Source organism: Cellulomonas cellasea, assembly GCF_006538745.1.
GTDB lineage: Bacteria > Actinomycetota > Actinomycetes > Actinomycetales > Cellulomonadaceae > Cellulomonas_A > Cellulomonas_A cellasea.
In genome coordinates, this window is sequence record NZ_BJLR01000001.1 from 140896 (window position 1) to 158790 (window position 17895).

Genomic DNA, 17895 nt, shown 5'->3' on the forward strand with positions numbered 1-17895 from the left:
CCATCGTCTCAGAGCCGACGCGCACCCGGCGACAGACGTCCGGGGTGAGGTCGCGGGTGAGGTCGCGGGTGAGGTCGCCCGCGGCGCCCGGCCGCCCGGTGCCGCTCAGCCCTGCGCGGCGGCCGGCGGGGCGTAGGCGACGCCGATGCTGCGCGCGACCTGCTCGAGCTCGGCCTCGAAGTACGGCCCGACGTCCGTGAACATGAACCGCAGGTGCCCGAGCGCCTCCATGCACACGACGCCGTAGAGCCGGACCCAGCTGTTGGCGAAGACCCAGAGCGCCGGCTCGGGCAGGTCGACGCCGGCGCCCCGCGCGAAGGCGGCGAGCTGGCCGCAGCTCGCAGCCACTCCCCCGTGCAGATCGGGCAGCGGGAACGGCCGGGCCTCCCACAGCCCGACGAACAGCTCGAGGAACAGCCCGGCGAACCGGCGCGACTGCTCGCAGCCGTCGTCCGGGTCCGCCCACAGGCCGTCGCCGCTCCGGAACATCAGCCCGAACTCGGCGGGGTGGTCGAGCGCCCACCGGCGGAACGTCCGCACGGCGGCGAGCATCCGGGCGCCGAGGTCGTCGCCGTGCGCGTCGAGCGACGCGGTGACGACGCCGTGGACCTCGCCGAACAGGTCGTCGCACAGCGCGAGGAGCAGGTCGTCGAGGCTCGCGTAGTAGCGGTACAGCCCGGGCGCCGTCATGCCCATCTCGCGGGCGATGCCGCGCAGCGTGGGTGGCTGGCCCTGCTCCGCGACGAGGAGGCGGCGCGCCGTCGCCCGGATCTCCGCCTCGGTCGCGGCGCGCAGCCGGTCGCGTCGCGGCACGACCGTGTCGGTCGTCGTCATGCGCTCCTCCTCGTCACCGCCGGTCCCGGACGGCTGCCGGGTCGGCGTCGGTCGCGCGGGGTCGTCGCCGCCCGTCCGGCGTCCGTCGCAGCGTGCCACGCGACCGACGCGCTCCGGGCGTTGACACGAGCATACGCTCGATGCTTGAGTAAACAGCGTTCGCTAACGCCGTTTACTTCGTGACGCGCAATCGCGTCGCGCTTCCCTGGGAGGTCCCGTGCTCGACGCGCTCAGTCGTCTGACCCACCGGCACGCCCGCTGGGTGCTCGCCGTCTCGCTCGCCCTCGCCGCGCTCGCCGCGGTGTGGGGCTCCTCCGTCTCCGACCACGTCCAGGCCGGCGGCTTCACCGTCCCCGGCTCCGACTCCGAGCGCGCCGAGCAGCGGGTCGCCGAGGAGCTCGGGCCGACCCGGCCCGACGTGCTCGTGACCTACGCGCACCCGACGCTCACCCCCGACGACCCGCGGTTCGCCGCCGACCTCACGGCCCACCTCGACGCGCTGCCCGACGACGCGACCGCCCGCGTCGTCGGGCCGTGGACGGCCGGGCTCCCCGCGGACGCGGCGGCCGCGCTGCTCGGGACCGACGGCCGGTCCGCGCTCGTCGCGATCTCCGTCCCGGGCACCGACCTCGACGCCCGCGTCCAGGCCTACGGCGACCTCGAGCCGTCCCTCGCGGCGCCCGAGCCGTGGACCACCGCGGTCGGCGGGGCCCTCGCGGTCAACGCCGACCTCACGCACCGCGCCGAGACCGACATCGCCGCGGCCGAGACGCTCGCGATGCCCGTGCTCCTGGTCCTGCTCGCGGTCATCTTCGGCAGCGGCGTCGCGGCGCTGCTGCCCGTCGTCATGGGCGTGCTCGCGATCCTCGGCGCGATGGGCCTGCTGCGTGCGCTGACCCTGGTCACCGACGTCTCGACGTTCGCGATCAACGTCACGACGATCCTCGGCCTCGGGCTCGCGATCGACTACGCGCTGTTCGTGGTGAGCCGCTTCCGCGAGGAGCTGGCCCGCACCGACGACGTCGGCGCCGCCGTCGTCCGGACGGTCACCACCGCCGGCCGGACCGTGATCTTCTCGGGGCTCACCGTGCTCATCGCGTTCGCGGGCCTGCTCGCGTTCCCGCAGATGTTCCTGCGCAGCATGGGGCTCGGCGGCATGGCCGTCGTCCTGCTCGACATGGTCCTCGCCGTGACGCTCCTGCCCGCGCTGCTCGCCCTGCTCGGCCGCCGGGTCGACGCCGGGCGGCTCCCGCGCGGCCTCACGCAGCGGCTCGCCGCCCGGCGCGCGGGCCGCACCCCGGCCTGGACCCGGCTCGGGCGCGGCGTGCTGCGCCGGCCCGGGGTCGTCGCCGCGGGCGTCACGGCCGTCCTGCTGCTCGTCGCGCTGCCCGCGCTCGGGCTCGTGGTCGGCTCGTCCGACGAGCGCGACCTGCCCGCCTCCTCCCCCGCGCGGCAGGCGACCGAGCGGCTCGCGGACCTCTTCCCCGGCGGCGGCAGCGAGGTCACGCTCGATGTCGTGCTCGACGGCGCCCCGGAGCCCGCCGCGCTCGACGGCTACCTCGCCGGGCTCGGCGCGCTCCCCGACGCCGGCCCGGTCCGGGTCGTCGCCGCGACCGACCGGCTCACCTCCGTGGCGGTCACGGCCCCGGGCGCGGTCGACGCCCCGGCGACGCGCGACCTGGTCCGGGCCGTGCGCGCGCTCGAGGGCCCCGCGGGGACCGACGGCGCACCGGTCGAGGTGCTCGTCGGCGGGGCGGCCGCGGCGAACGTGGACTCGACCGACGCGATCGCGTCGGCACTCCCGTGGGCGCTGCTCGTCATCGCAGGCGCGACGGCCGTCCTGCTGTTCCTCGCGCTCGGCTCGCTCGTGCTGCCGGTGAAGGCGATCGCGCTCAACGTCCTCTCGCTCGGTGCGACGTTCGGTGCCGTGTGGTGGGCGTTCGGCGACGCGCACCTCGCCGGGGCGCTGGGCTTCACCGCGACCGGGCGCATCGACCCGTCCAACCTCGTCCTCATCGGGGTCATCGCGTTCGGCCTCGCGATGGACTACGAGCTGTTCCTGCTGAGCCGCGTGCGCGAGGAGCACCTGCGCGGGCGGTCGGCGGACGACGCGGTCGTCGTCGGGCTCGAGCGCACGGGGCGGACCATCACCTCGGCCGCGCTGCTGCTCGTCGTCGTGCTCGTCGCGATGGGGACGTCCGGCGTCGCGTTCCTCAAGGTCATCGGGCTCGGGCTGGCGTTCGCGGTGCTCGTGGACGCGACCCTGGTCCGGGCGCTGCTCGTGCCCGCGACCGTGCGGCTGCTCGGGCGGTCGGTGTGGTGGCTGCCCGCGCCGCTCGCCCGGCTGCACGCACGCGCGGGGCTCAGCGAGGGCGAGGCCCCGGCGGAGCGCGGGACGGGCGCCGGCGGAGGTGCGGACACCGGTGCGGACGTGGCCACCGACGACCGGCCGCGCGAGCTCGTCGGGACCGGGGCCTGACGTCCTGGCCGGCGGCGTCCCTCGTCGGGGCCGCCGCCGGCCCGGGCGTCCGCGGGACCGGCGCACCGACGGGCACGTCCGGACCGCTCGACTACGCTCAGCCGTCGTGGCCACCACCGACGACACCGCCTCCGGCACGCACTGGGTCCTGACGCTCTCCTGCCCCGACCGCCCCGGGATCGTGCACGCGGTCGCGGGCCTGCTCGCGGAGCACGGCGGGAACATCACCGAGTCGCAGCAGTTCGGCGACGCGCTGTCCGGGCTGTTCTTCATGCGGGTCCAGGTGACGTCGGCCGCCTCGCGCGCGGAGCTCGAGGGTCCGCTCACCGAGCTCGCGCAGCGCTTCTCGATGGACTGGGAGCTCGACGTCTCCGGCCGTCCGGTGCGCACGCTCGTGCTGGGCTCGACCGCCGCGCACTGCCTCAACGACCTCGCGTTCCGCCAGCGCTCGGAGAAGCTGCCGATCGAGATCGTCGCCGTCGTCTCGAACCACACGGTGCTCGCCGAGCTCGCCGCGTTCTACGGCATCGACTTCCACCACGTGCCCGTGACGGCCGCGACCAAGCCCGCCGCGGAGGCCCGCCTGCTCGAGCTCGTCGAGGAGCTCGACGTCGAGCTCGTCGTGCTCGCGCGGTACATGCAGATCCTGTCGCCCGACCTGTGCGCGCGGCTCGCGGGGCGCGCGATCAACATCCACCACTCGTTCCTGCCGTCGTTCAAGGGCGCGCGCCCGTACGCGCAGGCCCACGACCGCGGGGTCAAGCTCATCGGCGCGACGGCGCACTACGTCACGGGCGACCTCGACGAGGGGCCGATCATCGAGCAGGACGTCGAGCGCGTCGACCACACGCGCACGGTCGAGGACCTCGTCGCGCTCGGGCAGGACGTCGAGCGCCGCGCCCTCGCCCGCGCCGTGCGCTGGCACGCGGAGCACCGGGTGCTGCTCGACGGGCACCGGACGATCGTCTTCCGCTGACGCCCGGTCGCCGTCGTCCGCGCGCCGTGGTCCCGGTGCCGCCCGCGGGCGCCGTGACCGCGCGAGGAGCGATTCGGACCCGGCCGCCTGGTTGACCCCACTCCGCGCGGACGCGAGGCTCCGAAAAAGCCCAGCGGCGGAGCCGAGACTTCGGTCCCGCCGCGCGCCCGCACGACGACGCCGTCGTGCTCCGGCCCGGAGAGGACCCCCCTCGCGATGAACCGCCTCAGGACGACCTGGACCCGCGTGCTCACGGGCGCCGCGGCGTCGGCCGCGCTGGTGACCGGCCTGGTCGTCTCCGCCCCGACGGCGTCCGCCGCCTCGCTCGTCGAGGTCACCGGCTTCGGCGCCAACCCGAGCAACCTCCGGATGCACCTGTTCGTGCCCGACCAGCTCCCGGCCAATCCCGCCGTGCTCCTCGCGATCCACTACTGCACCGGGAGTGGCCCGGCGTTCTACAACGGCGCGCAGTTCGACGAGCTCGCGACGCGCTACGGCTTCATCGTCGTGTACCCGTCCGCGACGCGGAGCGGCAGCTGCTTCGACGTGGCCTCGCCGCAGGCCCTGCGCCGCGACGGCGGGAGCGACCCCGTCGGCATCCGCTCGATGCTGTCCTACGTCCAGCAGCGGTACACGACCGACCCGGGCCGCGTCTTCGTCACCGGGGTCTCGTCGGGCGCGATGATGACGCAGGTCATGCTCGCCAACTACCCCGACGTCTTCGCCGCGGGCTCGGCCTACGCCGGCGTCCCGGCGTCGTGCTTCGCGACGACCAACGGGTCCGAGTGGAACAGCGAGTGCTCGGGCGGGCGGATCAACCGGACGGCGCAGCAGTGGGGCGACCTCGTGCGGGCGGCCTACCCCGGCTACACGGGCGCGCGGCCCCGCGTGCAGCTGTGGCACGGGACGCAGGACGAGACGCTGAGCTACGTGAACTTCGGCGAGTCCGTCGAGCAGTGGACGAACGTGCACGGGCTGAGCCAGACGCCGACGTCCACCGACTCCCCCGCCGCCGGGTACACGCGCACGCGCTACGGCAGCGGCGGCCCACAGGCCCCGGTCGAGGCGATCAGCATGGCCGGCGTCTCGCACAACCTCCCCGTCGACGCCGCGCAGGCCATCCGGTTCTTCGGCCTCGACCAGCCGGGTCCGACGCCCACGCCGACAGCGACCCCGACGCCGACGCCGACGCCGACGGTCACCCCGACCGCGACGCCCACCCCGACGGCCACCGCCACCCCGACGCCCACGCCGACCTCGAACCCCGCCGGCGGCTGCACCGTGACGTACGGCGTGAACCAGTGGAACAACGGCTTCACGGCGAACATCACCGTGCGGAACACCGGCACCGCGCCCGTCACCGGCTGGACGCTGACCTGGGCCTACCCCTCGGGCCAGCAGGTCACGCAGTCCTGGAGCTCGACGACGACGCAGTCCGGCACCCAGGTGACCGCCCGCAACGCGGCGTGGAACGCCACGATCCCCGCCGGGGGTTCCACGTCCTTCGGCCTCAACGGCACGCACCCCGGCACCAACGCCACCCCCCGCGGCTTCGCGCTCAACGGCACCCCGTGCGGCTGACGCGCTGACCGACCGGCGACCGCCCGCCGGCCCACCCGGGCCGGCGGGCGGAGCCGTGCGGGAGGCGAGGCGCGTCAGGCCTGGTTGGCCCGCCGGACGACCGAGTCGATCAGCACCGCGAGCGCGAGCACGACGCCGGTGATGACGTACCGGACGGACGTGTCGAGGTTGAGCAGCGTGAGGCCGCTCGAGATGGACTGGATCACGAGGATGCCGAGCAGCGCGGACCACGCGCTCCCCCGGCCGCCGAACAGGCTCGTCCCGCCGATCACGGCCGCGGCGATCGCGGTGAGGTAGATGTCGCCGCCGCCGGTCCCCTGGTTCGCGGCCGCGAGGCGCCCGGCGGACAGGATGCCGCCGAGGGCGGCGAGCGTCGAGCACGCGACGAACGCGGAGACGAAGGTGCGCTGCACCGGCAGGCCGGCGCGGCGCGCGGACTCGACGTCGCCGCCGACGGCGCGGACGGCCCGCCCCCAGCGCGTGCGTCGCAGAAGCAGGTCGACGACGGCGACCAGACCGACGAACAGGGCGAACGTGAACCCGACGCCCCGGTTGGTGTTGAGGTAGGCGACGGCACCGCCGAGCACGAGTGCGAGGACCCCGACCCGCGCCGCGACGACCGTGAGGCTCGGGACGGGCAGCTCGGCGCGCTCCCGGCGGGCGCGCCCGACGAGCAGGCTCGCGGCGTGCCCGACGACGACGAGCACGACGAGCGCGTACGAGACGCCGGCGGGGAGGAACCCGCGCTGCGAGACCTGCACGAGCCAGGACTCGAACGGCAGGTTGACCGAGCCGGTCGGCCCGAGCACGCGCAGCTGCAGGCCCGCGAAGACGAGCAGCCCCGCGAGCGTGAAGACGAAGCTCGGCAGCCGCAGGCGCGTGAACAGGACCCCGTACAACAGGCCGACGACGACGCCGACCGCGAGCGCCGCGAGCGCGGTCAGGGCGATGGGCCAGCGCAGCTGCACGGCGCCGACCGCGACGACGGCCGCCGCGAGGCCGCTGACCGAGCCGACGGACAGGTCGATCTGCCCGACCAGCAGGACCAGCACGACCCCGAGCGCGAGCACCCCGGTCGCGGCGCACTGCAGCGTCAGGTTGACGAGGTTGTCGCTCGACAGGAACGAGGGGTTGAGGAGCTGGAACACGAGCCAGATGACCGCGAGCGCCGCGACGATGGGCAGCATCCCGAGCTCGCCCGAGCGCACGTGGCCCACCAGCTCGCGCAGCGCGCCTCCCGGACCCGTCGCCGTCGGCACGGGTGCGGTCGCGTCGCGGCGCTCGCCGCCGAGCACGCTCACGGGATCACCTCGTGCGCGTCCGGGCGCCTGGGCCCGTCGGCGCGCCCGGGCACCTCCGCACGCGCCGGTCCGGGCCGAGCCGCCGGCCGCGGACCGTCACCGCGCGCGACGTCCGGTGCACCGCGCCGGGGCGCGCCCGACGTCGCGCCCGTGACCGCCGCGATGAGGTCCTCGTAGCTCGTGCTCGCGGCGTCGAACTCGCCGTTGACGCGGCCGAGCCGCAGCACGACGATCCGGTCGGCGACCGCCTGGACGTCGGCCATCGAGTGGCTGATGAGGACGACGCCGTGCCCGCGCTCGCGCAGCCGCTCGATGAGGCTGAGCACCTCCGCGGTCTGCGTGATGCCGAGCGCCGACGTCGGCTCGTCGAGCACGAGGACGCGCGGCTCGCCGAGCAGCGAGCGGGCGATCGCGACCGCCTGCCGCTGACCGCCCGAGAGCGCGCCGACGGGGATGCGCACCGACGGCACGCGCGCGGCGAGCTGCCCGAGCAGCGTCCACGCCTGCTTCTCCATCGCGACCTCGTCGAGCAGGACCGCCCGCGTGACCTCCTGGCCGAGGAAGATGTTCTCGACGACGTCGAGGTTGGCGCACAGCGCGCCGTCCTGGAACACCGCCGCGATGCCGTGGGAGCGCGCGGCGGCGGGCGTGGACAGCGAGACCGGCTGGCCGTCGAGCAGCACCTGGCCGGCGTCAGGCACGAGCGCCCCCGAGATCACGCCCGCGAGGGTCGACTTCCCGGCGCCGTTGTCCCCGATGACCGCGACGACCTCGTGCGGCCGGATCTCGAGGTCGACGTCGACGAGCGCGCGCACGGCTCCGTAGCTCTTGGAGATGCCGCGGAGCGAGAGCACCGAGCCGTTCATCGGGCCACCTCTCCCACGAGACCTGCTTCGCTGCACGCGCGGGTGTAAGGCTGCACGCAGATCTCCTCGATCGTATAGAGGCCGCCGTCGACGACGACGCGGCTCAGGTTCTCGACGGTCACCGCGGTGGGGGTCAGCAGGAGCGCGGGGACGCCCTCGACGGTCGCGGTCGTCGCGGGCTGCTCGCCGTGCAGCACGCGCACCGCGAGCTCGGCGGCCGTGCGCGCCTGCTCGGTGATCGCCTTGTAGACCGTCATGTACTGGTCGCCCGAGACGATGCGCTGGATCGCCGCGAGCTCGGCGTCCTGCCCGGTCACGGGCGGGACGGGGTCGAGGCCGGCCGCCTTCATCGCGGAGATGGCGCCGCCCGCGGTCCCGTCGTTCGCGGCGTAGACCGCGTCGACGCGCCCGGCGTACTGCGTGAGCTGGCCGGCGACCCACTCCTGCGCCTTGTCGGGGCTCCAGTCGGGGGTGCCGTACTCGGCGAGCACCCGGATGTCCGTGCCCTCGAACGCGCCGCGGACCCCGGCCTCGAGCGCGGCCGAGTTGGCGTCCGTGGGGGCGCCGCCGACGAGCAGCACGCCCGGCGGGTCGTCGCGGTCGGCGAGCTCGCCGCTCTCCGCGAGCGCCCGGACGAGCGCCTCGCCCTGGAGCTGGCCGACGCGGCGGCTGTCGAACGAGACGTAGTAGTCGAGCGGGGCGCTCGCGATGAACCGGTCGTACCCGATGACCGTCACGCCGCGCTCGCGCGCCGCCTCGACGATGCTCGCCGCCGCGGTGACGTCGACCGCGTCGAGCACGAGCACCCCGGCGCCCTGCGTGAGGACCGACTCCGCCTGCTCCTGCTGGCGGGCGGCGTCCTGGTCGGCGTTCGCGTACAGCACCCGGCACGTCGGGCAGCGGCGGGCGACGACCTCCTCGAACGTCGGGCGGTCGACGCCCTCGTAGCGCGCGGTCTTCGACTCGGGCAGCAGGAGCGCGATGGTCTCGCCCGACGGCGTGGGCGGCCCGTCGGCGCCGGCGGTGACCGGCGCGCACGCGGCGAGGACGAGGGTCGCGACGGCGGCTGCGGCGGCGGCGAGCCCCGAGCGGCGGCGGGTCATCCCACCACCGCCACGGACCCGGCGATCGCGGCGCGGTCGAGCGCGACGGCGAGCGCCCCGCGGACCTCGGCGCTCGCCCCGAGCTCGGACGCCACGACGTCGACCGGCCCCGCGGTGCTCGGCACGGTGCGCTGCGCGAGGACCGTGCGCAGCGGGTCGAGCAGGATGGCGCCCGCCTCGGCGAGCTGGCCGCCGACCACGACGAGCTCGGGGTCGAAGACGTTGCACACGTTCGCGGCCGCGGCGCCGAGGTGCAGGCCCGCGTCGGAGATGACGCGGCGGCAGCCCGGGTCGCCGTCCTGCGCGCGCGTGATGACGTCGCGCAGCGTGAGGTGCCCGTGGCTCGCGGCCAGCATCGCGAGCAGCACGGGTGCGCCGACGAACGTCTCGAGGCAGCCGCGGTTGCCGCACCGGCAGATCGGGCCGTTGTCGTCGAGCGTCACGTGCCCGATCTCCCCCGCGGTGCCGGAGCGCCCGTGGAACACCTCGCCGTTCAGCACGAGCCCGCCGCCCACGCCGTGCGACACCTTGAGGTAGAGAACGTGCCGCGCGCCGCGGGCCGCACCGAGCCGGACCTCCGCGAGCGCCCCGAGGTTCGCGTCGTTGTCGACGTGCACGGGGATGCCGATGCGGCGCTCGAGCACCTCGGACACCGAGACGCCGTCCCAGCCGCGCAGCATCCCGACCGTCGCGATCCGGCCCGTGCGCACGTCGACGGGCGCGGGCACCCCGACCCCGACCGCGAGGACCTCTCCCATGCTCGCGTCGAGGGACTCGACCATCTCGGTGAGCAGGAGCGCGGCCCGGTCGAGGCCCGCGTCGGCGCGGTGGTCGGGCGGCAGGGGCATGCGCTGCTCGGCGATCACGCGGTGCGCGACGTCCGACAGCGCGACGCGCATCGAGCGGGTGCCGAAGTGCACGCCCGCGACGAGCCCGAGGTTGCGGGCGAGGGTGACCTGCTGGGCGCGACGGCCGCTGCGGGACGTGGGTGCGGTGTGCAGGACGCCGAGCACCGTGAGCTCCTTGACGATGTTCGACACCGTCGCCGGGGACAGCCCTGTGACCCCGGCCAGCTCGACCTGCGTGAGGGAGCCACGCTGCTGGACCGCACTCACGATCCGGGCCCGGTTGGCTTCACGCAGTGAAGTCTGGGAGCCCGGCGTCACCCGGTCTGTGCCCACAGCGGGAAGGATACACAGCGCCGCGAAGGCGCTTGCCTGCGCGGGTCCGCAGCCATGTCGGGCGTCCGTGCGCACCGGTCGGGAATCCCCGCTGCGCAGCACTTTCGGCCCGTTCGCCCGGTTCGGAGAACGGGAGCGCTCCCCCGCGCCGCGAGACCATTTCACCCCCGGACGAACTGGGCGGAACACTGTCGTGCGTCGATTCACTAGTTGACACCAACCAGGCCCCGTCCTTGGACATGGGCCGGTCGGAGCCCCGACCCCGTCACAGAGGTTTGATCCCCATGCACCCAGCTCGTCCCCGCCGCCGCGCGCTCGCCGTCGTGGCCGCGGCCGCCCTCCTGCTCACCGCCTGCTCGTCCGAGGCCGAGGAACCGACCACCGCGCTCACCACCGCGGCCCAGCCCGACGAGGTCGAGGTCTTCACGTGGTGGGCCAGCGGCTCCGAGAAGCTCGGCCTCGACTCGCTCGTCGCGACGTTCGCCGAGCAGCACCCCGAGATCACGTTCGTCAACGGGTCCGTCGCGGGCGGCGGTGGCGGCGCCGCCAAGGACCTCCTGCAGTCGCGCCTCGAGGCGAACGACCCGCCGGACACGTTCCAGGCGCACGCCGGCGCCGAGCTGACCGACTACATCGAGGCCGGCCGTCTCGAGGACATCTCGTCGCTGTACGACGAGTGGGAGCTGCGCTCGGCGTTCCCCGAGGACCTGATCGAGCGGCTGACGGTCGACGGGAAGATCTACTCCATCCCGTCGAACATCCACCGCGCCAACGTCGTGTGGGCGAACCCGGGCGTGCTGAGCGCGGCTGGCCTCGACCCCGAGGCCACCTACGCGAGCATCGACGAGTGGATCGTCGCGCTGCGGGCCGTCGAGGCGACCGGCCGCACCCCGCTGTCGATCGCCACGACGTGGACCCAGGTGCACCTGCTCGAGACGGTGCTGCTCGCCGACCTCGGCGCCGACGCCTACTCGGGCCTCTGGGACGGGACGACCGACTGGGAGGGACCCGAGGTCCGGGCGGCGCTCGAGGACTTCGGCGCGCTGCTCGACCTGAGCAACGACGACCGGGAGAGCCTGGACTGGCCCGACGCGACGCAGCGCGTCATGGACGGGCAGGCCGCGTTCAACGTCATGGGTGACTGGGCCGTCGCCGAGTTCGAGGACGCCGGCAAGGTCCGCGGGACCGACTTCACCTACTTCCCGGTGCCCGGGACGCAGGGCGTGTTCGACTTCCTCGCCGACTCGTTCGTGCTGCCGGTCGGCGCCCCGCACCCCGACGGCGCGCGCGCCTGGCTCGACACCATCAGCTCGGTCGACGGGCAGACGGCGTTCAACCTCGAGAAGGGCTCGATCCCGGCGCGGGGCGACGTGTCGTCGTCGTACTTCAGCGACTACCAGCAGGGCGCGATGGAGTCGTTCTACGTGGACCGCATCGTGTCCTCGCTCGCGCACGGCGCGGCGGCCCCGAACGGCACGCTCACCGGGATCTCGACGGCCACCGGGCGGTTCGCCACGGGCGCGACCGACGTCGCGGCGTTCCAGGCCGAGCTCGCGGCGGCGGTGCAGGCGTCCTGACCGCGGTCGGTCGCACGCGCCGACGGCCGGCGTCGCACGGGTGTGCGGCGCCGGCCGTCGGTGTCGCGCCGACCGGGCCCTGCCCCGGTCAGCGGTCGTGCGTCAGCGGCGGAACAGGTCGGACCACCAGTCCGTGACCCGGTCCCACCACGACGCGTGGTGCTCCTTCTCGACGAGCACCGCGACGGTGCGCGCCGGGACGGTGACCTCGCCGTCGGCCGCGACCCACTGCGTGGTCTTCACGACCGGGTCGGCGCCCGACGCCTGGACCGGCGAGAGCGCGAGACGGTGCCCCGCGAGCTCCGGGACGGTCTGCGTGGTCGCCTCGTCGGACGCGTTGACCACCACGAGCACGCCGTCGAGCTTCCGGTCGGTCTTGCGGCCCACCGTGTCGTCGATCCGCATGACCACCACGCCCGGGTCGGCGTCCGGCCCGGAGCCGGGGAACGTCACCTTCTTCTCGATCTGCGCCGCCGAGCCGAGCCGGAACAGGTCCGTCGAGAACCGCAGGCGCAGGAGCTCCTCGGCGGCGGTGGACGCCGCCTGGATGTCCGCCGGCGCGGGCTTGAGCGCCGGGTTCGCGAGGAGCTCCTGCTGGAGCGGCCACTTCGCCTCGTTGTCCGCCGCGAGCGGCAGGCCCCGGCCGAAGCCGTTGTCCTGCTTCGACAGGTCGAGCAGGTTGAACCAGTCGCCCGAGTCGTAGGAGTTGCGGTCGAGCGACTTGCTGCGGAGCAGCTCGGCGCCCGCGTGCCAGAACGACGGCGTCTGCGCGAGCGCGGTCGTCGCGAGCGAGACCGTGTTCATCCGCACCCGGTCGGGCATCGCGGTGCCGACCGGGAGCTTGTACGTCAGCGCGTCGAACAGCGTCTCGTTGTCGTGCGCGTCGACGTACGTGACGACCTCCTCGGGCGAGTCCGCGTACCCGGCGGGCTGGCCGTTGTAGTCGATCTCCGCGCCCGTGCGGACGGTGCCGTCCGAGGCGAGGAACGCGTAGCCGCGCAGGTTGCCGGCCATCCCGAGCCGCACGAGGTCGCCCTGGTGGGCGGCCCGGGCGAGCTGCTCGGCCTCGGTGCCGTTGACCGCGGCGCCGTTCGGGTCGGTCGCGACGCCGGAGCCGAAGCCCTGGACCCGCGGGTCCTCGTCGAACGGGCCGCCGCCGCGCACCGCGTCGCGCAGCCGGTCGCTGAACGTCCCGATGCCGGTGCCGCCGAGCTGGCCCTGCGTGGCCTGCGTGAAGAGCCGGTTGTCGGCGACCTCGCCGAAGTTCCAGCCCTCGCCGTACAGGTAGACCCGCTTCCCGTCGACGCCGTCCCTGCGGACGGTGAGGTCGTCGAGCGCGTCGCGCACGGCCTGCATGTTCTCGACCGAGTGGTGCCCCATGAGGTCGAAGCGGAAGCCGTCGACCTTGTAGTCGCGGGCCCACGTGACGACCGAGTCGACCATGAGCTTCTCGGCCATCGCGTGCTCGGTCGCGACGTTCGCGCAGCACGTCGACGTCTCGACCGCGCCGACCGCGTTGAGGCGGTGGTAGTAGCCGGGGACGACGCGGTCGAGGATCGACTTCTCGTCCTGGCCGCTCGCCGCGGTGTGGTTGAACACCTGGTCGAGCACGACCTGCAGCCCGTCGGCGTGCAGCGCGCCGACCATCGTGCGGAACTCCGCGACGCGGGCCCCGCCGTGCGCGTCGACCGCGTACGAGCCCTCGGGCGCCGACCAGTGCAGCGGGTCGTAGCCCCAGTTGAACGCGTCGCCGGCCCGGACGGCCTCGATGCACTCCTGCTGCTCCGGGGAGTCCGGGGCGGAGGCGGCGAGGTCGCACTGCGGCACGAGCTGCTCCGCGCGGTCCTCCTCGATCGTCGCGATGTCGAACGTCGGGAGCAGGTGCACGGTCGTGAGCCCCGCGTCGGCGAGGTCGCGCAGGTGCTCGCGCCCGGTGCTCTCGACGGCGAACGCCGAGTACGTGCCGCGCTTCTCGGCCGGGACGGTCTCGTCCGAGATCGAGAAGTCACGCACGTGCAGCTCGTAGATCGTCTGGTCGACCGGCCGGACGACGGGCTGCTTCGCCTTCTCCCACTGCGTCGGGCGGTGGGCGCCGTCGGCGAGGTCGACGAGCACCGAGTGCGTCGAGTTCAGGGTCAGCGCGACCGACGACGGGTCGGTCACCTCGTTGACCTCGACCGCGTCCGTCGACGGCACGTACACCGTGACGGCGTACCTGTAGGCAGCGCCGCGCCACGACTTCGCGCCCCGGACCGTCCACGAGCCGTCGTCGCCGCGCTCCATCGCGACGCGGGTCGGCTCGGCGCCGAGGTCCGGCTTCCCGGAGCCCGGCCCCTGCGAGCCCTTGGTGGCGGGCCACAGCAGGAGCTCGACGTCCTGCGCGGTCGGGGCCCACAGGCGCAGCGTCGGGACGCCCCTGCGCCACGTCGCACCGAACGCGCCGTCGTCGGCCGCGTCCGCGTACAGGTCGTCGAGCACGCCCGGGATCTGCACCCCGGTCGCCGCCTGCAGCGCGCCCTCGTCGCCCGCGGCCCGCTGGCTCACGAGCAGCTCGCCGCGCAGCAGCGCCTCGACCTGCGCGCGGTCGACGTCCTCGAGCCCGAGGGCGACGTAGCCGCCGAGCGCCGGGAACCGCGTCAGCTGCTCCTCGGTCAGGCCGCCGTCCCGCACCGTGAGCGGGAACGTCTCGCCACCGGTCACCTCGCCGTCCGCGACCTCGACCGCGCCGTCGGGCGAGCCGTGCAGGGCGAAGACGAGGTCGGCCGGGTCGGCGTCGCCCACCAGGGCCGCGGGCCACGCGAGGGTGGTCTCGTCGACCCAGTGCGCGCGGAACTCGCCCGTGCCGGGGAGCGTCGGCTCGGCCGACCCGATCGTCAGCGCGTGCGTCGCGAGCACGTACGTGAACGTCACGGGCTGGCCGGCGGGCACCGCGAACGTGATGTTCGCGCCGCCGGGCACGCCGTCTGCCCCGTAGTTCTCCTCCCACGAGAGGTTGTGCGCGACCTTCGCGTCGAAGGTGGCGGCGTTCGCGAACGTCGCCGTCGCGGTGAACGTGCCGTCCCCGTCCGGGTCCTGCAGCCACGGCGCGAGGCAGTCGGGCGACCAGTCGGCCGGGCAGCCCAGCTCGCTCTGGTGGCTGCCGGGGACCGTGAGCAGCGGGCCCTGCGCGCTCGACGTGAACCAGTGCGTGACCGGGTCGTAGACGAACGTGACCGGGCCGCCCGCGTGCGTGTAGCTGACGTCGGCGCCGCCGAGCACGCCGCCCGCGCCGTAGTTCACGTCCCACGTGCCGTCGATGGCGACCTTGTACGCGTAGGTGCCCGCCGGGAGGTCGAACGTCCCGGAGTAGGCGCCGCCGGGCTGCTGCGTCAGGCGCGCGATCTCGCACGCCGGCTGCCAGTCGCCCGGGCAGCCCATCTCGGAGTTGTGGCTCCCCGGGATCGACACCACGCCACCGTCGGGATCGGGCTCGGTCGGCACCGCGCCGTCGAGCGCCACGCCCACGCCCGCGTACGTCGAGGCGGCCGTGCGCTCGCCCGCGGCGTCGACCGTGACGGCGCGGTACTCGACGACCGTGCCCTTCGCGAGGCCCGTGACGTCGTGGAAGACGCGCGGGTCGGTGTCCTCGGCGGTGCCGAGCGGGGTCCACGCGTCGTCGCCGAGCGCGCGGTAGGCGAACGACGTCTCGGTCCAGGACGAGTCCGGGACGTCGGCGGCGACCGGAGCGATCCCGGTGACCGCGGCACCCGGTGCCGGGACGGCGACCGTGACGTCGGGGGCACCCTCCGCCCACGCGGCGACCTGCGCGTCGGCCTTCAGCACGACCGCGGACAGTGCCGGGACCGTGAGCGTGACCGCGCCCGCGGCGTCGGCGATGACCGTGGCGTCCGTGCCCGCGAGCGGGGTGAACGTCGCGCCGGGCGTGAGCGTCGGGACCGTGACCGTCGCGGTCTCGGTCGCGTTGTTGAGCGCGACGAGGTGCTCGACCTTCTCGGCGCGGTGGATGCGCGAGAACGCGTAGACCGGGCCGTCGCTGTACCGCTCGACCTGCGCGCCGGTGGAGAGCGCGGGCGTCGACGAGCGCAGGGCCGCGAGCTCCGCGATGTGGTCGTAGAGCGGGGCGTCGGTGTCGTACCGGTCGACCGAGCCGGCCGGGGTGCCGTCGACGAGCGGCTGGTCCGCGTACTCCGCGACCTGCGTCGCGAACAGCGTCTGGCGCGCGTCCTTGTCCTTGCCGCCGAGCGACCCGGCGCCGACGAAGCCCTGCTCGTCGCCGTAGTAGACGACGGGCTGGCCGCGCGTGAGGTACATGAGCGAGTGCGCGAGCTCGTCACGGGCGAGCGTGTCCGCGGCCGGGGTCCCCGAGTCCGCGAGCGCGTACCCGATGCGGCCCATGTCGTGGTTGCCGAGGAACGTCGGCAGCGCCGAGGCGCTCGTGTCCGGCGTCGTGTAGTAGTCGTCGGTCGCGAACAGGTCCCGCAGGCCCTGCGCCGAGAAGCCCTTGGCGTAGCCGGCCGCCCCCGCCTGGAACGCGAAGTCCAGCACCGAGCTCATGTCCGTGTTCCGGACGTACGGCGAGAGCTTCTTGGCGTCCGCGTCGTACACCTCGCCGAACATGAAGAAGTCGGGCTTGCCGTTCGCGCGGGCGTAGTCGCGGACCTGCGTGGTCCACTCCTGCCAGAACTCCATGTTCACGTGCTTGACCGTGTCGATCCGGAAGCCGTCGATGCCGAGGTCGACCCAGTCCTGGTACACCTCGACGAAGCCGTTCACGACGGTCGGGTGCTCGGTCATGAGGTCGTCGAGACCATCGAAGTCGCCGTACGTGACGGACTCCCCGGTCCACGTCGAGTTCCCGCGGTTGTGGTAGAGCGTCGGGTCGTTGAGCCAGGCCGGGACCTTGAGGTCGGCGTCGGCGGGCGCGACGACGGGCGTGTACGGGAAGGACGTCGCGGCGTCGAGCTCCGGGAACTCGCCCGTGCCGGCGTGGTCGGCCGGGTCGAACGCCGTGCCCGCCGCGTCGGTGTACGGGCGGGTCTTCTGGTCGACGTAGTCGTACGTCTTCTCCGCGTAGTCGACGACGTCCGCGGTGTGGTTCGTGATGATGTCGAAGTAGACCTTGATGCCGCGCTCGTGCGCGTCCGCGATGAGCGCCTCGAGCTCGGCGTTCGTGCCGAGGTGCGGGTCGATGCGCGTGAAGTCGGTGATCCAGTAGCCGTGGTAGCCGGCGGACGCGTTGGCGCCGGTGCCCTGGACCGGACGGTTCGCGAACGACGGCGTCAGCCAGATCGCGGTCGTCCCGAGCCCCTCGATGTAGTCGAGCCGGGAGTGCAGTCCCGCGATGTCCCCACCGTGGAAGAAGCCCTTGTCGGTGGGGTCGAGGCCCGTCGTGAGGCGGTCGCCGGTCAGCCCGCCGGTGTCGTTCGTGGGGTCGCCGTTCGCGAAGCGGTCGGTCATGACGAAGTAGAACTGCTCGTCCGAGCCGGGCTGGCGCACGGGCTCCGCGACGAGGGCGTCGTCGGCCTCCGTGTAGGCACCGGTGAGGTCGAGCGGCGTCAGCGCGGTGCGGTGGGTTGCGTCGTCGTACGTGAACCGGACGGCGGACTCCCCCGCGAGCACCAGCGGGGTGTTGTCGCCGTTGCCGTCCGCGCCGTAGGACTCGTCCCACGCGTCGTCGACCGCGACCTTGTACTCGTAGGTGCCCGCCGGCAGCGTCACCTCGATCGCGTACCGGCCGTCGGTGCCCGTCGGCGCGAGCTCGGTCGCGGCGCACTCCGGCGCCCAGTCCTGCGCGCAGCCGAGCTCGTCCTGCAGGGAGCCGACGAGCGCGAACGTGCGGGGTGCGGGCTCGGTCGCGGCGCTCGCCGGACCGGTCGCGGGGCTCGCGACGAGACCGACGGCGACGAGCGCGGTGGCTGCCAGCAATGAGGTGGTGGTGCGGATGCGCGCGTCGGCAGCAGCCATTCCCGGGACTCCTTCGTCACCGCACACCGGCGT

The 17895-nt window shown here is 74.2% G+C and carries 10 protein-coding genes; 4 read left to right on the forward strand and 6 right to left on the reverse strand.

What is annotated here, in order from left to right:
* Positions 1–105: 105 nt before the first annotated feature.
* Positions 106–834, reverse strand: coding sequence for a TetR/AcrR family transcriptional regulator (locus tag CCE01nite_RS00605; RefSeq protein ID WP_034629569.1), 729 nt, complete (start codon positions 832–834; stop codon positions 106–108).
* A gap of 217 nt (positions 835–1051) precedes the next feature.
* Here CCE01nite_RS00605 and CCE01nite_RS00610 point away from each other — a divergent pair, with 217 nt between their 5' ends.
* The 3 genes from CCE01nite_RS00610 (at position 1052) to CCE01nite_RS22315 (ending at position 5870) form a co-directional block, all read left to right on the forward strand.
* The gene (locus CCE01nite_RS00610) at positions 1052–3313 is read left to right on the forward strand and encodes an MMPL family transporter (protein ID WP_141371840.1); all 2262 of its coding nucleotides are present in this window, start codon (positions 1052–1054) and stop codon (positions 3311–3313) included.
* Positions 3314–3419: 106 nt separating this feature from the next.
* The gene (gene purU, locus CCE01nite_RS00615; protein ID WP_034631167.1) at positions 3420–4289 is read left to right on the forward strand and encodes a formyltetrahydrofolate deformylase; all 870 of its coding nucleotides are present in this window, start codon (positions 3420–3422) and stop codon (positions 4287–4289) included.
* Between the two features lie 216 nt (positions 4290–4505).
* On the forward strand, positions 4506–5870 hold the full coding sequence (locus CCE01nite_RS22315) for an extracellular catalytic domain type 1 short-chain-length polyhydroxyalkanoate depolymerase (RefSeq protein WP_034631169.1): 1365 nt from the start codon (positions 4506–4508) through the stop codon (positions 5868–5870).
* 74 nt (positions 5871–5944) lie between these two features.
* Here the strand turns inward: CCE01nite_RS22315 and CCE01nite_RS00625 are convergent, their stop codons facing one another.
* Genes CCE01nite_RS00625 through CCE01nite_RS00640 form a run of 4 tightly spaced genes read right to left on the reverse strand, consistent with a single transcriptional unit; the run spans position 5945 to position 10321 of the window.
* Positions 5945–7171: a sugar ABC transporter permease gene (locus CCE01nite_RS00625; RefSeq protein ID WP_174774669.1), complete on the reverse strand. Its 1227-nt coding sequence runs from the start codon at positions 7169–7171 to the stop codon at positions 5945–5947.
* A complete protein-coding gene (locus CCE01nite_RS00630; protein ID WP_084142748.1) occupies positions 7168–8037 on the reverse strand; it encodes an ATP-binding cassette domain-containing protein in 870 nt (289 codons plus the stop codon). The genes CCE01nite_RS00625 and CCE01nite_RS00630 overlap by 4 nt, the downstream gene beginning before the upstream one ends.
* Positions 8034–9140 carry a substrate-binding domain-containing protein gene (locus CCE01nite_RS00635; protein WP_034631170.1) on the reverse strand — a complete coding sequence of 369 codons (1107 nt, stop codon included), beginning with the start codon at positions 9138–9140 and terminating at the stop codon, positions 8034–8036. Before CCE01nite_RS00635 ends, CCE01nite_RS00630 begins: the two co-directional genes overlap by 4 nt.
* Positions 9137–10321, reverse strand: a complete 1185-nt coding sequence (locus CCE01nite_RS00640) for an ROK family transcriptional regulator (RefSeq protein ID WP_034631171.1) — start codon at positions 10319–10321, stop codon at positions 9137–9139. Before CCE01nite_RS00640 ends, CCE01nite_RS00635 begins: the two co-directional genes overlap by 4 nt.
* Before the next feature lie 284 nt (positions 10322–10605).
* Here CCE01nite_RS00640 and CCE01nite_RS00645 point away from each other — a divergent pair, with 284 nt between their 5' ends.
* Complete coding sequence (locus CCE01nite_RS00645; RefSeq protein ID WP_034631174.1) at positions 10606–11898, forward strand: ABC transporter substrate-binding protein; 1293 nt, start codon at positions 10606–10608, stop codon at positions 11896–11898.
* A 102-nt stretch (positions 11899–12000) separates the two neighbouring features.
* On the opposite strand, the gene pulA is transcribed toward CCE01nite_RS00645, so the two are convergent.
* Positions 12001–17862, reverse strand: a complete 5862-nt coding sequence (gene pulA / locus CCE01nite_RS00650; RefSeq protein WP_052104208.1) for a pullulanase-type alpha-1,6-glucosidase — start codon at positions 17860–17862, stop codon at positions 12001–12003.
* Positions 17863–17895: the final 33 nt, after the last annotated feature.

Bases quoted from the DNA above. Each gene is read 5' to 3' on its own strand.
- CCE01nite_RS00605 (WP_034629569.1), bottom strand. From the start codon at position 834: ATGACGACGACCGACACGGTCGTGCCGCGACGCGACCGGCTGCGCGCC.
- CCE01nite_RS22315 (WP_034631169.1), top strand. From the start codon at position 4,506: ATGAACCGCCTCAGGACGACCTGGACCCGCGTGCTCACGGGCGCCGCG.
- CCE01nite_RS00630 (WP_084142748.1), bottom strand. From the start codon at position 8,037: ATGAACGGCTCGGTGCTCTCGCTCCGCGGCATCTCCAAGAGCTACGGA.
- CCE01nite_RS00635 (WP_034631170.1), bottom strand. From the start codon at position 9,140: ATGACCCGCCGCCGCTCGGGGCTCGCCGCCGCCGCAGCCGCCGTCGCG.
- CCE01nite_RS00645 (WP_034631174.1), top strand. From the start codon at position 10,606: ATGCACCCAGCTCGTCCCCGCCGCCGCGCGCTCGCCGTCGTGGCCGCG.
- pulA (WP_052104208.1), bottom strand. From the start codon at position 17,862: ATGGCTGCTGCCGACGCGCGCATCCGCACCACCACCTCATTGCTGGCA.